An 18,351-nucleotide genomic window follows, 5' to 3' on the forward strand; every position below is an offset into this window, starting at 1 on the left:
TTTTATAAATATTGTCTGAGTCGCCTCACCCCCTCCTCCTTACCAAGATTATGCAGTGCCTGGTATTTTATCTTTCTAACACTTTCTTTGCTAAGCTCAAACAGATCAGCAATATCTTCCAGGTGCATTGCTTCGTTTCCCTGCAAGCCAAAGCTGAGCTGAATTACTCTCCTTTGCCTATCCGGAAGCTGATTTAACAATTGCCTAAGGCTATACTTTAAATCCTGCGATTGCAGTATAGCATCCGGCGCATCTACTGAGGTGTCTTCAAGAAACGTCATTATACCCGGCTTATCTTCTTCATCATTTTGATTATCTAAAGAAACCGTATGACCAGGGCTGTACTGATAAGCTTTTAATCGATCAAGCGGTATCCCTGTAAAATCAGAAAGCTCCTCATCAGTAGGCAATCTTTCTAATTTCTGTTCCATTTCCATCTCCGAACGCCACAAATCCTGTATATCATTTACCTGATTCATTGGCAGCCTGATCATGCGCTTATAGTTTCCAATAGCCATCATCATCGACTGGCGAATCCACCACACCGCAAAAGAGATAAACTTAAATCCCCTGCTTTCATCAAAGCGTTCGGCAGCTTTAACCAAGCCAGCGTTTCCTTCCGAAATCAAATCCGCCAGAGGCAAGCCTTGTCCTTCGTACTTTTTAGCAACCGACACCACAAACCTAAGGTTCGAGTTTACCAGCCTTTGTAAGGCAGCAAGATCTCCTCCCTGAATTTTACGTCCAAGCATCACCTCTTCTTCTGCACTTAACAATGGGAACCCGGCAATATCGTTCAGATATCTCCTAAGGGAATCATGGTCACGTTTAGTAAAAGATTTTTCTATCTTGATTTCTCTCATGCTTAGCACATTGCAGCCTGTAGTTGCAAGGGCTAAGTTCTATAGTTGATTTGTTATATCCTTGGATATGGATTTAATCCGCAAATTATTCATAACACGCCCTCATGGTCAGAATTAAATTCCGCGCCAAAAAAAAACTGTAAGTAATCCCCAAATATTGTTGTCTTCCATTTGTTATTATGGGTTGAATGTTCTTTATTTGCACAGCAACTAAACTCATAAAAGCTGTCGTGGTTATATGAATCCAACCATCTTAGATCAGACAGATCTGGACATTCTTCGTCTATTACAAAAAGACGCAAGGCTTACAAATAAAGAATTAGCCCTTAAACTACATAAGGGTAGTAGTACTATGTTCGAACGCGTAAGTCGACTTAGAGATCTGGGCTATATCACCGGAAGTGTAACACTTATAGACCGTAATAAATTTGATGAACTGTGGATTTCTTTCACTCAAGTTCAACTAAACGACCATAGTGGCGAAGCACTTATTGCCTTTCAAACTGAAGTAATCCAATTTCCCGAAATATTAGAGTGCTACCATACTACAGGAGCCTTTGATTTTCTACTTAAAATTGTTGTTAGCGATATGTCTGGGTACAACAAGCTAATTGTAGAGAAACTTGCCAAGCTTAAAAACGTAGGATCACTACAAAGCTGCTTTGTAGTTAATGAGGCTAAAAGAGAACTGGCTTATCCGTTAAAGGATAGGATATAAGCTAAAAAAGAAGGTGTATCGACGATACACCTTCTTTTTTATACATTCTTTTTACACATTCGTTATGCCGGATTGCGCTCGTCATGCTGAGAGCCTAGCATTAGAAAAAATACAAAAAAGTAGTAATGACAATTTTGTATACTCAGTCGTCATCCTGAATTTATTTTGCTTCGCAGCTTCTTCGAGGTCAGGACCCCGCAAGAGAAAGGAAGCCTCGCTGGTGCGAGATACCGCTCTTCAGCGGCATGACGACCGCTATATACAACGAGCAGAATAACCTCTTTGTCATTGGTAATTTATTTCAGCATCCCTCACCTGTCAGGCTTCCTTTCTCTTGAGAGGTCCTGAAATAAATTCAGGATGACGGACGCATTATAACTATGACGAATGTATTATTACGATGACGAAGTGCATTATCAATCCAAATTACAATACCCTAAATCACAATATTCACAATCCGTCCTTTTACCACGATCACCTTTTTAGGTGCTTTACCTTCAAGATACTTCTGAACATGCTCATCAGCTAAAACAACTTCTTCAATCTCTTTAGGCTCTAAAGTAAGGCTTAAGTTCATATTCAAACGAGTTTTTCCATTTACAGAAATCGGATAACTAAACTCATCCTCTACCATATAAGCAGGATTAAACTCAGGATATTTAGCATAAGATAAACTACCTTCCTCATGGCCTAATAACGCCCATAGCTCCTCACAAATGTGTGGTGCATAAGAAGCAAGCACAATTACTAAATCTTCTAATACCTGACGGTTCTTACATTTCAAATCTGTAAGCTCATTAACAGCAATCATAAAGCTCGACACCGAAGTATTGAACGAGAAACGCTCAACATCATCCTGTACCTTTTTAATGATTTTATGTAAAGCTTTCAATTCAGTCTTTGTTGGTACCGAATCACTAACATTAAACTGCCATGCCTCATTATGGAACAAACGCCAGAATTTGCGTAAAAACTTAAACACACCTTCTATACCGTTAGTATTCCATGGCTTGCTTTGCTCTAGCGGACCAAGGAACATTTCATACATTCTCAAAGTATCCGCACCATAGCTTTCAATTAGTACATCAGGATTTACAACATTGAATTTAGACTTAGACATTTTCTCTACTTCCACACCGCAGATGTATTTTCCATTCTCCAAAACAAATTCCGCTTCCGCAAATTCAGGTCTGAACAACTTAAATTTCTCAATATTCAGAATCTCGTTTTCTACAATGTTAACGTCAACATGCAATGCTGAAGTTTTATAATCCTTCTTTAAACCATGAGAAACTAAAGTATTAGTACCGCGACCATCCTCATCAATCACACGATATACAAAGTTACTTCTACCCTGTATCATCCCCTGATTAATTAGTTTTTTGAAAGGCTCTTCTTCCTGTACATACCCTAAATCTTTTAGGAATTTGTTCCAGAAACGACTGTACAATAAGTGACCAGTTGCATGCTCGGAACCACCTATGTACAAATCAACATCTTTCCAATAAGAAATAGCCTCTTTAGATGCAAAGTCCGAATCATTCTTAGCATCCATATAACGATACCAATACCAGCTTGACCCAGCCCATCCCGGCATTGTGCTCAATTCATATTCGTACTCATCATCATAGCTCCAATTCTCTGCGCGACCCAATGGAGGTTCGCCCGTTTCAGTTGGCAAATATTTATCAATCTCAGGAAGTATCAATGGCAATTCCTCTTCTTTAATTAAATATGGCAAGCCATCTTTAAAATAAACAGGAATTGGCTCACCCCAATAACGCTGTCTGCCGAAAATAGCATCACGCATACGGTAGTTAACCTTTGCCTTACCTGCATCTTTTTCTTCTAACCAGGCATTTAAAGTCTGAGTAGCTTCAGTATAATTCATTCCGTTAATAAAACCGGAATTGATGTATTTACCTTCTTTAGTAGCATCAGCCTGATGTTCAACATCTTTTTGAGCATCAAGAATCTGAACAATTGGTAAGTTAAAATGCGTAGCAAAAAGCCAATCGCGCTGATCGCCACTTGGCACACCCATTACCGCACCAGTTCCATAACCTGCAAGCACGTAATCCGCAATCCAAAGCTGAACGCGCTCTCCGCTTACCGGATTAATTACATAGCTACCAGTAAAGGCACCAGATACAGTTTTAGTATCAGCCATACGGTCAAGCTCAGATTTCTTCTTGGTTTTGGCGATGTAAGCATTGATATCATCCAGTTGCGCCGGAGTAGTTAACGCAGTAACAAGCTCATGCTCTGGTGCTAAAACCAGGTATGACACACCAAATATAGTATCTACACGCGTAGTGAAAACTTCAATATGACTAGGAATTCCTTCCGGAGCATTTTCGATAGCAAATTTAACACTCGCCCCAACGCTTTTACCAATCCAGTTGCGTTGCATTTCTTTAACCGGCTCTGGCCAGTCAATAGTATTTAAGCCTTGCAATAAACGCTCTGCATAAGCAGAAATACGCATACTCCACTGCATCATTTTTTTCTGTTCAACAGGATGTCCACCACGTTCCGAATAACCATCTTTCACCTCATCGTTAGCAAGTACAGTTCCCAATGCCGGGCACCAGTTTACAGTACTTTCTCTTAAATAAGTAAGACGATATTTCAATAATTCTTCTTGTTTTTCTTCGCTGGTCATTGTAGCCCAGTCGCTAGGCAAGAAAGATTTAACCTCTTCATCGCAAACCGCCTTTACATCAGCGCTGCCCGAAGCATTAAATTTCTCAATTAAAGTAGTGATATCTTCAGCTCTGTCAGTTTCAAGGTTATACCACGAATTAAACAACTGCATAAAAATCCACTGTGTCCATTTATAATATCCCGGATCGCTAGTGCGAACCTCTTTACTCCAATCGAAAGAGAAACCAATTTTATCCAATTGTTCTCTATAAGTATTGATGTTAGTTTCGGTAGTTAAAGCCGGGTGCTGACCAGTTTGAATAGCATATTGCTCTGCAGGTAATCCAAATGAATCGTATCCCATTGGATGCAATACATTGAACCCCTTTAATCTTTTGTATCTCGCAAATATATCGGAAGCAATATAACCGAGTGGATGACCCACGTGTAAACCTGCCCCAGATGGGTAAGGAAACATATCGAGAACGTAAAACTTTGGTTTTGTTGTATCTTTTTCTGCTTTAAATGTCTGATTTTGAGCCCAGATCTTTTGCCACTTCTGTTCTATTTCTTTAAATTGGTAATCCATTACTGCTAATTCCTTTATATCCCGCGAAAATAAAGAAATTAAGGTGGTTACAGAAAAGTTTGACTAAGAAGTTTTTATTTGCTTCTTACGATGAACATCGGTAAGCGAAAATTTACCAAACAAAAAGTGCTTTGGCGACTTGTTTTCCGAAGCATTATAGATACTATGAGCCCCCGAAACGAGGTAAGAAACTACGCAGGCAATTACCACATAAACACCGCACGAAACCCCAAAAAGCTCCATTGCCATGATGCAACAAGCCACTGGTGTTTTGGCCGCCCCCGCAAAAACTGCAACAAAACCCATCCCTGCCAGCAAACCAACAGGTAGCGGAAGCCAAAGTGAAAGTGCACTACCAAGGGTAGTCCCTATAAAAAAGAGCGGGGTAACCTCGCCGCCTTTAAAGCCTGCCCCAAGGGTAATTGCCGTTAAAAGAATTTTCAAAGCAAAATCTTGCGGTTCTGAACTTTGCACAAAAGAATCGACTATGGTTGGTATCCCTAAGCCAATATATTTATAAGTACCCAACAATAAAACAATACCAACAACTATAAACCCACCAACAAAAGGGCGTAATGGCGAGTATTTAATCTTCTTAAAGAACACGGATATTTGATGTGTTAACCTTACAAACAATATAGCGGCAGCACTAAAAACCAAACCTGCGAATATGCTGTAAGCAATCCCTCTTAAAGATAGTCCCGGTACAGTGTCAATATGATAATGTGTATGCCCAACGCCCCATAAGCTGGTAACATAAGCGCTTAAAAATGCTGTTGCCAATGCAGGGAATATTGCTTTATAAGGGATTTTAGCCAGCAATAAAACCTCAATTCCAAAAACTGCACCTGCCCATGGAGTTCCAAAAACAGAAGCAAAACCGGCACTTAACCCTGCAATAAGAAGCACAATCCGCTCTTGCTTACTTAAATGAAAGATCTTATGAAACTGATCGGCCGCAGCTGCCGACATTTGTAAAGCTGTACCCTCCCTACCTGCAGAACCACCAAAAAAATGGGTTGCCACAGTGCCTAACAAAACCAAAGGAGCCATCCTAAATGGAATAACATCTTTTGGGTTATGAATGGTATCAAAAACAAGATTATTCCCACGTTCAATACTTTTACCAGAGTAATGATAAATTAACCCAATTGCTAACCCACCTAATGGCAATAGGTAAAGCACATAAGGATGTTGTGTTCTAAAATTTGTTGCAAGGTCTAATGATGTTAAAAATAATGCAGACATGGTGCCTGCCACGAAACTAAGTAGTATGATTATTAGCAACCACTTGCCTAATTTATAAATGAGCTTTTTATCAACCATAAGGGAAGTCAAATATAAGGTATTTTTGTATTACCACCATTTGGTCAAAGTCCATGTTGAGTCCATGGTAAGTCCATGTTTTTGGGCATAAACATGGACACGGCATGGTGCCTACTTTTGTTGATTATCGAGTTATATAGAGTTAGCCTAATACAGCAGTTTAAAAATAGTTTGGCAATTATGCCTTTTCTATGAACTTTTTTTTGCTGTAATCCGTTATAAGTTTTTTACGAATTAAAAGTATAAAAGGCATATAATTTAAATTAGTTGCTTATATTTTTTATTTTCGCAAAACATAAAGACAAATACATGGAAGAATTTGAAGTGAGCGATGCTTCTAAGAAGACAAAAACCATTTATATTTCTACAATCTTCAGTATTGCATTGGTTTTATTGATGCTGGGTATGTTGGGCTTGATATTGGTACATGCAAAAAACCTTTCCAACTACGTGAAAGAAAATATTGTATTAAATATCATTGTAGATGAAGGTGCTAAAGAAACAGACGTTTTAGCTTTTCAAAAAGAACTCAACGCCAATCCGGCAGTTAAGAACACACAATACGTAAATAAAGAAATGGCAGCCAGAAACTTAACCAACGATCTGGGTGAAGATTTCGTTAATTTCCTAGGCTACAACCCTTTACTATCAACAGTTGATGTTTATTTAAAAGCTAATTACGCGAATAATAAAAGCATAGATACATTAAAAGCAAGTATTGCTAAAAATCCTGTTGTTAAAGAAGTTATCTACCAAAGTTCATTAATTGACATGGTAAATAAGAACATCAATACTATTGGGTTAATCATTTTAGCCTTTGCTGCCATTTTGTTGATCATATCTGTTGCCCTTATTAATAATACCATAAGATTGGCCATTTATTCTCAGCGATTCCTTATTAAAAGTATGCAATTGGTTGGTGCCACAAGAGGCTTTATCCGCAAACCTTTTATCTTATTAGCAGCTCTACACGGATTAATTGCGGCATTTATTGCCATTCTAATCTTATTAGGTATATTGTACTATGCTCAAAGAGAAATACCTGAAATTGTAATTCTTAGAAATTATACTGAATTTGGTATTGTTTTACTTGGCCTTGTTGGTGTAGGGATCTTTATTACAGCTATTAGCACTTCATTTGCCGTTAGCAAATATTTACGTTTAAAAATTTACGACCTTTACAGATAATGATAGAAAAAAAATCAACTCCTGCACATCAGGACTCTAAAACTGAATTAGTTTTCTCTAAAAAAAACTATCAGTTATTACTTATCAGCATTGCTATTGTTGTATTCGGCTTCATTTTAATGATTGGCACAACAGATATTTACGACTTCAGAAAAACTTTGCTTGCTCCTATGGTAGTATTGGCAGGTTTTGCTTTTGGAGTTTATGCCATCTTAAAAAAATAGGTTAATACATGAATTATTTTCAAGCCCTCATTCTAGCGATTATAGAAGGGCTAACGGAGTTTCTACCGGTTTCATCAACCGGTCACATGGTTATTGCCAGTTCTTTTATGGGAATTGGAAAAGACGAATTTGTAAAGCTTTTTGAAGTTGCTATTCAACTGGGTGCTATTTTAGCCGTAGTTGTACTTTACTGGAAAAAGTTTTTTGACTTTAGTAAATGGCAATTCTACATTAAGCTAATCATAGCGGTTATACCTGCATTGTTTTTTGGCTATTTATTAAACGACTTTATAGATAACACTTTAGGCAACCCCATATTTATTGCAGTAGTATTGCTGCTTGGTGGTATTGTATTATTGTTTATCGATAAATTCTTTAAAAACCCGACCGTCAATCATGAAAGTGAGATTAGTAACCTAACCGCTTTTAAAATTGGATGTTTCCAGGTTTTAGCTGTTGCATTTCCAGGGTTGAGCAGAAGTGCGGCAACCATTATTGGTGGTATGCAACAAAAACTAAGCAGACATGCTGCTGCTGAATTCTCCTTTTTTCTGGCAGTGCCGACCATGTGCGCTGCTACCGGCTACAAGCTATTAAAAGGGCATGAATTGTTGAATGCTGAAAATATTAAATTATTGCTTTTCGGAAATGTTATTGCATTTATCGTAGCAGTAATCGCGATAAAATCTTTCATAGGATTTTTATCAAAACACGGATTTCGGATTTTTGGCTGGTACAGAATCATCATAGGTGTTCTGCTATTGGTACTATATTTTTCGGGGGTTGAAATGAATGTATTGTAATGGGTGAGGATAAAGAAGAACAAATAGTAACAAAAACATTTCCTGAATTTAATTTTGCTGAAGGTGAGCTATTGCTCATCAATAAACCGTACAAATGGACTAGCTTTGATGTTGTAGGAAAAATCCGCAACTCACTAAAGCCTTTGAAATTAAAAGTTGGCCATGCCGGAACTTTAGATCCCCTGGCAACTGGCTTATTAATCCTTTGTACTGGAAAACTGACTAAACAGATTGACACTTTTCAGGCCGAAGAGAAAGAGTACACCGGAACAATGGTTTTAGGTGCCACTACCCCATCTTTTGATTTGGAAACTGTGGTTGATCAGGAATTCCCATTAGACGGAATAACTGAAGAGGCTATTTATGCCGCGACAGCTCCTTTTACGGGCGACATACAACAATATCCACCTGCACACTCTGCAGTAAAAGTTAATGGCGAACGTTTGTACGTGAAAGCCAGAAGAGGCGAAGAAACAGAATTACGTTTACGCTTTGTTACCGTTTCTGCATTTGAAATTACCCGAATTGCACTTCCGGAAGTAGATTTCAGGATTGTTTGCAGTAAAGGAACTTATATCAGATCGCTGATTTCTGATTTCGGCAAGCACCTTAATAACGGTGCTTACTTATCAAAACTTACCCGCACACGTAGTGGAAACTTTTTACTTGAAAATGCTTTTGAGGTAGCAGATTTAGTTAACTATCTTAGACTTAAAAAAGAGTAGTCATGCGTGGCCAGGTAAAATCCAAAAAACTAAACATCGCCAAGAACATATTTCTAATAGTATGTGGCATTGTTTCGGCTTGTTTTGGATTGAAAAGTTTTTTGCTGCCCAGTGGATTTATAGATGGTGGTGTAACCGGTATATCTCTGTTAGTTAGCAACATCACGAAGCTAAACCTGTCATACCTGATTATTCTGATTAATATTCCCTTTGTTATTCTGGGGTATAGGCAAATTGGTAAGGTATTCGCCATCAAAACATCCATTGCGATATCACTGTTGGCTATTTTACTGGTTATTGCTCCCTTTAAATCTATTACTCATGATCCCCTACTGATTGCCTTTTTTGGAGGACTCTTTTTAGGTGGTGGAATTGGATTAGCCATGCGTGGTGGCTGCGTAATTGACGGCACCGAGGTATTGGCGCTATATATCAGTAAAAAAAGCACCCTTACTGTTGGTAATATCATCCTGATTTTAAACATCATTATCTTCTCCTTTGCTGCTATATTTTTAGGAATGGATAAGGCGTTGTACGCCATCTTAACCTATCTATCGGCCTCTAACACGGTTGATTATATTGTAAATGGCATTGAGCAATACACAGGCGTTACGGTTATTTCTGAAAAGAATGAACACATTAAAAAGTTCATTATCAACCAAATGAAACGCGGTGTAACTATTTATAAAGGCGAAGGCGGATATGGAGTTAAAAAGGATATTGACATACTTTATACTGTAGTTACCAAACTTGAAATGAGTAAGCTGCAGACTGCAATTAGACAGATCGATCCGGATGCTTTTGTGATTCAACAGCAAATTGCCGACATAAAGGGTGGCGTAGTAAAACGTCCGGCTTTACATTAATTTATACTACCTTGAAAATATATAATCACTTTTCGGAATTTAAGAAGCTAAACAACGCAGTTGCAACTATTGGAACTTTTGATGGGGTACATTATGGTCACCAGAAAATTATTAAACGATTGTGTGAATTGGCTAAGGCAACTGGTGGTGAAAGTGTAATACTGACCTTTTTTCCGCACCCAAGATTAATCATTGACCCGGAGAATCAGGATTTAAAAATGATCAATACGATTAATGAAAAGGCTAAAATGCTGGAAAGCCTTGGAGTTGATCATTTAATCATCACTCCTTTTACACGCGATTTCTCGAACCTTACTCCTGCTGAATATATACAGAACATTTTGGTTGATACAATTGGCATTAAGAACCTTATTGTTGGTTACGACCATCGCTTTGGCAAGGATAGAAAAGGCGGTCTTCAGGATTTAGAAACCTTCTCTAAGAATTTTAATTATAAAATTGAGCAAATACCTGAGCAGGATATTAATGATGTTGCGGTAAGCTCTACAAAAATCCGCACGGCTTTACTTGATGGCGATGTTGCGCTTGCGGCCAATTACCTTGGTTACAACTTTTCATTATATGGTAAGGTGATTAAAGGCGACAAAATAGGCCGTACCATTGGCTTTCCTACTGCGAATCTTTTTATTGAGGAAACCTACAAATTGATCCCTTCTGATGGGATTTATGCTGTTACTGTTGAAATGAACGACGAGGTTTTTAAAGGGATGGCATATATTGGTCAGCGTCCTACAATTAATGGGATGACCAGAAACATTGAGGTAAATATTTTTGATTTTAATCAGGAAATATACGGTCAGGATATTAAGATGAACTTCCTTGAATTTCTGAGATACGATGTTAAATTTACTGGCTTAGAGGCCTTAAAAGAACAACTGCAAAGAGACAAAGATGATACTTTAGCTTATTTCAAAAAAACGTCATAAGCTCATTTTAAACCCTCATTTATTCTAAAAAAAGGCATTATTTTCGTATATTTACGACAATGAGGTCATTATTTACTCTGATACTAATAGTTTTTATTCATCTTTTTTCTTCCCATTTAGTAAACGGGAAAGGGCTTGATGCGGAAAAAACTAAGCATAGAGAAGTAAGTATTAATGCTAAAAAGAAACACTTTGTTTTTAGCAAAAAAAGCAAATCATCATTTCAAAAAACCTCATTTGAAGATCTACCGGCTTTACAGCAAGTTGTAAACAAAACATCTTTTGGCTTGTTTGTTATTTCTAAAAAACAGGATATTCAGGTAGCTTCATGCCCGTTAATTGCAAATTATTACAGCTCCTTTTCATTTTCGAGTTACTCTTATATCTTTAATTTTCTGTACCCAAAACATGTTTTTTGGTAATTATAATTTAGCCCCAATACGTTAACACAATAAATTATACATTAAAAAATACGCGTTTCTATGATACATTTACCAGTATTAATTACTGATTTAGGCTTAATACTTGCAGCTGCTGGAGTAACTACACTCCTTTTTAAAAAAATTAAACAACCATTAGTACTTGGCTATATTTTAGCAGGATTATTGGTTGGTCCACACGTTAAATTTATCCCAACTGTTACAGACAATGAAAGCATCAATATTTGGGCAGAGATTGGGGTAATCTTCTTATTATTTAGTTTAGGGCTTGAATTTAGTTTTAAAAAACTGGTAAAGGTTGGAGGCTCAGCCTCCATAACAGCCATTGTTGAGGTTGTGTTTATGTTGATAATTGGTTTTGTGGCCGGATTGGCAATGGGCTGGTCTACAATGGACAGTATATTCCTCGGTGGTATATTATCGGTGTCATCAACAACAATCATCATAAGGGCCTTTGAAGAGCTTGGGGTAAAGCATAAAAAGTTTGCTGGACTGGTATTTGGAGTACTTATTGTTGAAGATCTTGTTGCCATCTTATTATTGGTATTGCTATCTACTCTTGCTGTTAGTCAGCAATTTGCAGGTGCAGAAATGCTGATTTCTATATTAAAGCTTTGTTTTTTCCTTGTTTTATGGTTTATAGGTGGAATATTCCTTGTGCCTACTTTTTTAAAAGCGACTAAGAAATTAATGAATGATGAGACCATGCTTGTGGTTTCTATCGCTTTGTGTTTATTGATGGTATTGTTGGCTGTTAAGGTTGGCTTCTCTCCTGCTTTGGGTGCATTTATTATGGGCTCGATATTGGCAGAAACCACTCAGGCAGAAAGAATAGAGCATCTTACAAAATCTGTGAAAGATCTATTTGCTGCAATTTTCTTTGTATCGGTAGGTATGTTAATCAATCCAAGCATTCTGGTTGACTATGCTGTTCCCATTGTTGTAATTACCTTGGCCACTGTTTTAGGCAAGTTTTTAAGTTCGGGATTAGGTGCTTTGGTTTCTGGACAACCTTTAAAAACATCGGTACAAACGGGTTTAAGTTTGGCTCAGATTGGTGAGTTCTCGTTTATCATTGCAACTTTAGGATTAACACTTAAAGTTACCAGTGATTTCTTATATCCAATAGCGGTTGCAGTATCGGCAATTACAACTTTTACTACTCCTTATCTGATTAAATTCTCTGAGCCGTTTTACTTCTTCTTAGAACGTAAACTTCCTAAAAAATGGGTTGAGGGCATTAACCGTTATAGTTCAAGTACGGCAGGTATAACCACTTTAAGTGATTGGAAAACGTTGCTTAAATCGTACACCTTTAACCTCATTATACACTCGGTTATTCTTATTGCTATAGTATTTTTGGGTTCAAAGTACCTACAACCATTTATCACCCAAAACCTGATTAATGGCAACAATGGCATTATTGTAAGCTTGATACTTACTTTGTTTATCATGACTCCTTTCTTATGGGCGCTTGCGATTAGACGAATAGAAAGAAAGGCTTATTCACACCTGTGGTTAAACAAAAAGTATACACGTGGGCCGCTAATTGCACTTGAGATTTTACGTATTTCTTTGGCCATCTTCTTTGTCGGCATTTTAATTTATCAGTTCTACAGCACATGGGTTTCAATTGTTATTGCAATTGCCTTAATTGTATCCTGTATGTTTGTTTTCTCGAGAAGGCTACAAGGTTTTTACAACAAACTTGAAAGCAGATTTCTACTTAACCTTAACGCTAGAGAAGCTCAAAATGCCCAACCTGAGATACTACCGTGGGACACACACTTAGTAGAACTTACAGTTGCACCGGAATCAACCCTTGTTGGAAAAACCCTTATTGAGTTATCTGTAAGAGAGAAATACGGTGTCAACATTGCATTAATTGAACGTGGAAAAATCATGATCCCTACTCCAGGCAGAGATGAACGCCTTTATCCTAATGATAAAGTTTTAGTAATTGGAACTGATGATCAGCTGGCCGCAGTGAAGGAATTATTTGAAGGAAGTATAGATGAAAGTGTACAATCCAGTTTCCCTAAAGAAGATATGGCTCTTCAAAAAATAGTAATCAATAGTAGTTCACCAGTTTACGGTCAGACGATTCGTAATTCAGGTATCAGGGAAATGACTCAGGGGCTTGTTGTTGGAATTGAAAGAAATGGAGAGCGGATACTGAATCCTGATTCGACCCTTACATTTGAGAATGGTGATATCGTGTGGATTGTGGGTAACAACAAGAAAGTTCCTAATCTGCTAAAGTAATCTGTAAATTTTGATTTTACTGTAACAGAATGTACCTTGTATATCAATGAAAGTAGACCAGGAAAAGAGCGACTTTTTAGACGAAATGCTCAATCATTGGCAGGAAGAGAACCTCTTATCGCCAGATGACGTTAAAAAGTTACGTAACAGTTATGAGACTAAAAGTTTCGACTGGCGCCGATTAGCTCAGTACTCTTTTTGGATTGCAATGGCCTGTGGCGTTATATCACTGGGTGCTCTTTTAATTGACAACAAGGTTTTAAACTATCTGGAGCACATTTTTACTGCTTCTGATGTGATGATAAGTATTTTATCGGCAGCTGGTGCAGCTGCCTTATACTACTTTAGTTTTAAAAGAAAGAAGCTCAAATCGCATCTGGTATTTAGTAATGAGGCCATGGTTTTTACAGCGGTAATGTTAACGGCCAATGCCATTGCTTACCTCGGCAAGGCTATCGACAATGGCAGTTCGCACTTCTCTTTACTCATACTGGCTTCTGTGTTTATTTATGGAGTACTGGCCTATATCTTTAAATCAAGACTGATATGGGCTTTTGTATTGATTTCATTAGGTGCCTGGTTTGGTACTGAAACCGGTTATTTATCGCGCTGGAACTGGTACTTTCTTGGGATGAATTACCCGCTTCGCTTTGTGATTTTTGGCTTATGCCTTACCGGATTTTCTTTTCTAATTAAAGACAATAAAAAGATGGGCATCTTTTTCCAGACAAATTATGTCTGTGGTATGGTCTATTTATTTGTTTCTCTGTGGTTACTTTCGGTCTTCGGTAACTTCAGTTCATTAGAAGAATGGTATTCTGTAAAACAATTAAGTTTGTTTTATTGGGGTATACTGTCGGCCGCCTTCTGCCTGATCAGCATTTACATCGGTTTGAAACACAGAGATGATATTGCCAGAGAATTTGGCATTACCTTTCTGTTTATAAACCTCTACACAAGGTATTTTGAATACTTTTGGGACACCTGGCACAAGGCCTTATTCTTTTGCGTACTCGCCGCTTCATTCTGGTTTATTGGCCGCAGAGCAGAAAAGATCTGGAATCTTGAGTTTCTAAAGAAATAGCTTATTACTTTAGAAAATGAATGTACACTATTTTGCATACATGATATGCCGATAATGCAAAAAATAATATGGCAATTCCTTTATTAACTATATAGCTGCTCAGCGCAAATTTCTCTTGAATATACTGGGCAAAGCGTGCAAATCCGTATAATGCTAACCCGGCACCAATACCCGAACCGATACTAAAAACAGACAAAGAAAGGTATCCAATATCTATCCATTCATGTGATATCAGGTAAGTACCCACAAATAACCAGTAAGGTATTTGCATTGGGTTTACAACGCCTAAAATCAAGCCGTATTTTATACTGTCTTTTTTTGAATAATCGGCCTTAGGCATTTCCTTACGAGATCTCCAGGTAATTACACCTAGTATCCCGAACATGAAAACCATGATAACATCAATGATATTATCGAGCTTAATTTCGCTCGATAGCCATTGTACAAAACGCATCACTCCGAAAGTAAAGAATATCTCGACAGTTGAAAACGCCATAATAAAGTATAAGGCCTGACGTAGCCCTCTCGTAATTGTTATCTGAACAACCGTTAAATTAATATTTCCCGGCGGTATGTAACCAATCATGTTCAGAATTACCCCTAAAAAGAGTGTTAAAAAAAGCATGTGCGAAGATACAATTATTTCAAATGAGCTTTTAAATACTTAGCAGTATAAGATGCTTTTACTGCTAAAAGATCTTCAGGTGTGCCTTCAAAAACAATATTACCCCCTTTATCTCCACCTTCAGGGCCAATATCTATTACCCAATCTGCAGATTTTATCATGTCCATATTGTGCTCTATTACTAAAATTGTATTGCCCTGCTCTATTAAAGTGTTAAGCGCAATTAATAGTTTTTTAATATCATGGAAGTGCAAACCGGTAGTTGGTTCATCAAATATGAACAAGGTTTTATTAGCATTATTTCCTTTGATTAAGAAGGAAGCCAGTTTAATACGCTGTGCCTCACCACCTGAAAGGGTATTAGAGGATTGTCCCAAATGTACATAGCCTAAGCCCACATCAACCAGAGGTTGTAGTTTGTTTAATATTTTGGGTTCATTTTTAAAGAATTCTACCGCCTCTTCAATTGTTAAGTCTAATATATCCGCAACGTTTTTATCCTGATAAGTTACATCAAGTACCTGTTGCTTAAATCTTCGGCCTCCACAAGTTTCGCATGGCAGGTAAATATCTGCCATAAACTGCATTTCTATTTTAACTTCTCCCTCGCCTTGGCAAACATCACAACGACCACCCTCCACATTAAACGAAAATGCTGCTGGTTTTAAGCCCGCGGCCTTTGAAGCAGGCAAAGCTGAAAACAAAGCTCGTACATCATCCCATGCTTTTACGTAAGTTACCGGATTAGATCTTGATGATCGGCCGATTGGATTTTGATCGACCATTTCAACCTGGCTAACCAATTCATAATTACCATAAATACCATCATAAGCTCCTGTTTGTTCTCCAGAGTAGTTCCCTATTGCTTTTTGTACGGCAGGGTATAGTATTTTCTTGATTAAACTTGTTTTTCCTGATCCCGAAACGCCACTTACAACTGTAAACACGCCCAAAGGGAATTTTACATCTATATTTTTAAGGTTGTTTTCTCTGGCACCCTTAATTAGAATATGGTCTTTCCACCCTCTTCTTTTTACTGGAATCGCGATTTGCTCCTCCCCAGAGAGGTATTTTCCGGTTAAGCTATTCTTATCTTTTATGATTTCATCGTATGTACCACTAAAAACAAGGTTACCGCCGTGAGTTCCGGCTTCGGGACCTATATCAATAATATGGTCAGCCGCCTTCATCATTTCCTCTTCATGCTCTACCACAAGAACTGTATTTCCTACGTTTCTGAGTGAAACCAGCACCTCTATCAGCTTATTGGTATCTCTTGGATGTAATCCTATACTTGGTTCATCAAGCACATATATAGAGCCCACTAAGCTACTTCCTAATGAAGTAGCAAGGTTAATGCGCTGAGATTCTCCACCTGAAAGTGTATTAGACAGCCTGTTAAGTGTAAGGTAGCCTAAGCCAACATTGTTCAGATATAGCACGCGACTACTAACCTCTGCCAATAACCGTTTAGCTATTTTCGCATCGTTTGACGAAAGGGTTAGGTTGTCAAAGAAGTTAAGGATAGTTGATAAAGGCATCAAAACGATATCAATAATTGATTTATCGTTGATTTTTACATACGATGCATCTTTACGTAATCTTGAGCCTTTACAATCAGGACAAGAAGTTTTACCTCTATAACGAGATAGCATTACACGGTATTGGATTTTAAAGGTCTGCTCTTCCAGTTCTTTAAAAAAAGCATCAAGTCCTTCAAAATACTTATTACCTGTCCATAATAACCTCTGCTCCTTTTCGGTTAATTCATTAAATGGCCTGTGAATCGGGAAGTCAAATTTAGCAGCACTTTTAACAAGCTTAGCAAGCCATTCCTTCATTTTCTCGCCTCGCCAAGGCGCAATTGCATTGTCGAAAACACTTTTACTCTTATCAGGAATAACTAAATCTTCATCTATACCTATTACGTTTCCATAACCTTCGCACCTTTTACAGGCACCATAGGGGTTATTGAAACTAAAGAAATTTGGAGTTGGTTCGTCGAAACGAATTCCATCAAGCTCGAAACGATCACAGAAGTTTGTTAGTTTTCCATCATGATCTACATAGCAATCTCCTTTTCCTTCGAAGAAGGCAGTTTGCACTGAATCAGCTATGCGACTTAAAGTTTCCTCTTCTGTATTAACTACAATTCGATCAATCAAAATCTTGATTGTGTTTTCGTCTTTTAGTTCGAAATCTTTAAAAGATTCATCTTCAAGAATAGCTTCAATTTTATGAACTGCATCATTATAAAAAACTCGTAAAAAGCCTTTTTGCAACAATACTGCCAACTCTTCTTTTACAGATCTATTGTTGTGAGGGAATAAAGGACAAAATATAGTAACAGTGCTATCCTCTTCAAGATTAGAGATAAAATCGACTACTGTAGTAACTGTGTCTTTTTTTACCACATTACCAGAAATAGGAGAATATGTTTTCCCAATTCTGGAGAACAGCAGCTTTAGATAATCATAAATCTCGGTTGAGGTACCTACTGTTGATCGCGGATTTGACGTGATCACCTTCTGTTCGATGGCAATCGCCGGAGCAATTCCTTTTATGTAATCAACATCAGGTTTATTCATCCTGCCCATAAACTGACGGGCATAGGAAGACAAACTCTCAACGTATCTCCTCTGACCTTCAGCGTATAGGGTATCAAATGCTAAAGATGACTTACCTGATCCCGACATTCCGGTTATTACAACCAGCTTGTTTTTAGGAATTGCTACATCTATATTCTTTAGGTTATGAACTCTGGCACCCTTTATGATAATATTTTTGTGTGGATCTTTGTCGATTTCGTTATTCATTGATTTCGTGATAGAATACTGCTAATATACCTCAAAAAACGAATATTTGGTTTTTTGAGACATTGCAAAAATAAGGCTCTCAGACCACTTTTATTTTTTTTTAACACTTTTTCTATTGAATTCTAATAAAAAAATGCTTCTTTTGAAATAATTAACTGAACAACAACACACCACCATCATAAAAACCAATAGGAGAAATCATATCGAAACAAACATCTACTAAGTA

Annotated in this window: 14 protein-coding genes; 9 read left to right on the plus strand and 5 right to left on the minus strand. The window is 37.6% G+C overall.

Annotation, left to right across the window (positions count from 1 at the left end; genetic code table 11):
• Window positions 1–2: 2 nt before the first annotated feature.
• Window positions 3–863, minus strand: a complete 861-nt coding sequence (locus HQN83_RS17935) for a sigma-70 family RNA polymerase sigma factor (RefSeq protein WP_173091901.1) — start codon at window positions 861–863, stop codon at window positions 3–5.
• Between the two features lie 238 nt (window positions 864–1,101).
• Between HQN83_RS17935 and HQN83_RS17940 the strand changes: the two genes are divergently transcribed.
• Window positions 1,102–1,581 (plus strand): Lrp/AsnC family transcriptional regulator, encoded by a 480-nt coding sequence (locus HQN83_RS17940; protein WP_173091903.1) that lies wholly within the window; start codon window positions 1,102–1,104, stop codon window positions 1,579–1,581.
• Window positions 1,582–2,017: 436 nt separating this feature from the next.
• Here the strand turns inward: HQN83_RS17940 and leuS are convergent, their stop codons facing one another.
• Both leuS and HQN83_RS17950 read right to left on the minus strand, forming a co-directional pair.
• Window positions 2,018–4,816: a leucine--tRNA ligase gene (gene leuS / locus HQN83_RS17945; protein ID WP_173091905.1), complete on the minus strand. Its 2,799-nt coding sequence runs from the start codon at window positions 4,814–4,816 to the stop codon at window positions 2,018–2,020.
• A 63-nt stretch (window positions 4,817–4,879) separates the two neighbouring features.
• Window positions 4,880–6,142 (minus strand): voltage-gated chloride channel family protein, encoded by a 1,263-nt coding sequence (locus tag HQN83_RS17950; RefSeq protein ID WP_173091907.1) that lies wholly within the window; start codon window positions 6,140–6,142, stop codon window positions 4,880–4,882.
• Window positions 6,143–6,451: 309 nt separating this feature from the next.
• Between HQN83_RS17950 and HQN83_RS17955 the strand changes: the two genes are divergently transcribed.
• The 8 genes from HQN83_RS17955 (at window position 6,452) to HQN83_RS17990 (ending at window position 14,684) form a co-directional block, all read left to right on the plus strand.
• A complete protein-coding gene (locus HQN83_RS17955) occupies window positions 6,452–7,330 on the plus strand; it encodes a cell division protein FtsX (RefSeq protein ID WP_173091909.1) in 879 nt (292 codons plus the stop codon).
• Window positions 7,330–7,554 carry a DUF3098 domain-containing protein gene (locus tag HQN83_RS17960; RefSeq protein ID WP_173091911.1) on the plus strand — a complete coding sequence of 75 codons (225 nt, stop codon included), beginning with the start codon at window positions 7,330–7,332 and terminating at the stop codon, window positions 7,552–7,554. The genes HQN83_RS17955 and HQN83_RS17960 overlap by 1 nt, the downstream gene beginning before the upstream one ends.
• A gap of 8 nt (window positions 7,555–7,562) precedes the next feature.
• A complete protein-coding gene (locus HQN83_RS17965) occupies window positions 7,563–8,357 on the plus strand; it encodes an undecaprenyl-diphosphate phosphatase (protein ID WP_173091913.1) in 795 nt (264 codons plus the stop codon).
• The gene (gene truB / locus HQN83_RS17970; protein ID WP_173091915.1) at window positions 8,357–9,082 is read left to right on the plus strand and encodes a tRNA pseudouridine(55) synthase TruB; all 726 of its coding nucleotides are present in this window, start codon (window positions 8,357–8,359) and stop codon (window positions 9,080–9,082) included. Before HQN83_RS17965 ends, truB begins: the two co-directional genes overlap by 1 nt.
• Before the next feature lie 2 nt (window positions 9,083–9,084).
• Entirely contained in the window at window positions 9,085–9,948 is an 864-nt protein-coding gene (locus HQN83_RS17975) for a YitT family protein (protein ID WP_173091917.1), read from the plus strand.
• 11 nt (window positions 9,949–9,959) lie between these two features.
• Window positions 9,960–10,895, plus strand: coding sequence for a bifunctional riboflavin kinase/FAD synthetase (locus HQN83_RS17980; RefSeq protein WP_173091919.1), 936 nt, complete (start codon window positions 9,960–9,962; stop codon window positions 10,893–10,895).
• 482 nt (window positions 10,896–11,377) lie between these two features.
• Window positions 11,378–13,600, plus strand: coding sequence for a cation:proton antiporter domain-containing protein (locus HQN83_RS17985; protein WP_173091921.1), 2,223 nt, complete (start codon window positions 11,378–11,380; stop codon window positions 13,598–13,600).
• 46 nt (window positions 13,601–13,646) lie between these two features.
• Window positions 13,647–14,684, plus strand: coding sequence for a DUF2157 domain-containing protein (locus HQN83_RS17990; RefSeq protein WP_173091923.1), 1,038 nt, complete (start codon window positions 13,647–13,649; stop codon window positions 14,682–14,684).
• Window positions 14,685–14,688: 4 nt separating this feature from the next.
• Here HQN83_RS17990 and HQN83_RS17995 read toward each other — a convergent pair whose 3' ends face one another.
• Together HQN83_RS17995 and uvrA are read right to left on the minus strand one after the other, a co-directional pair.
• The gene (locus HQN83_RS17995; RefSeq protein WP_246254540.1) at window positions 14,689–15,270 is read right to left on the minus strand and encodes a LysE family transporter; all 582 of its coding nucleotides are present in this window, start codon (window positions 15,268–15,270) and stop codon (window positions 14,689–14,691) included.
• A gap of 53 nt (window positions 15,271–15,323) precedes the next feature.
• Window positions 15,324–18,125: an excinuclease ABC subunit UvrA gene (uvrA, locus tag HQN83_RS18000; protein ID WP_173091927.1), complete on the minus strand. Its 2,802-nt coding sequence runs from the start codon at window positions 18,123–18,125 to the stop codon at window positions 15,324–15,326.
• Window positions 18,126–18,351 lie beyond the last annotated feature (226 nt).

The sequence above is a fragment of the Pedobacter foliorum genome, assembly GCF_013266735.1.
Lineage (GTDB): Bacteria > Bacteroidota > Bacteroidia > Sphingobacteriales > Sphingobacteriaceae > Pedobacter > Pedobacter foliorum.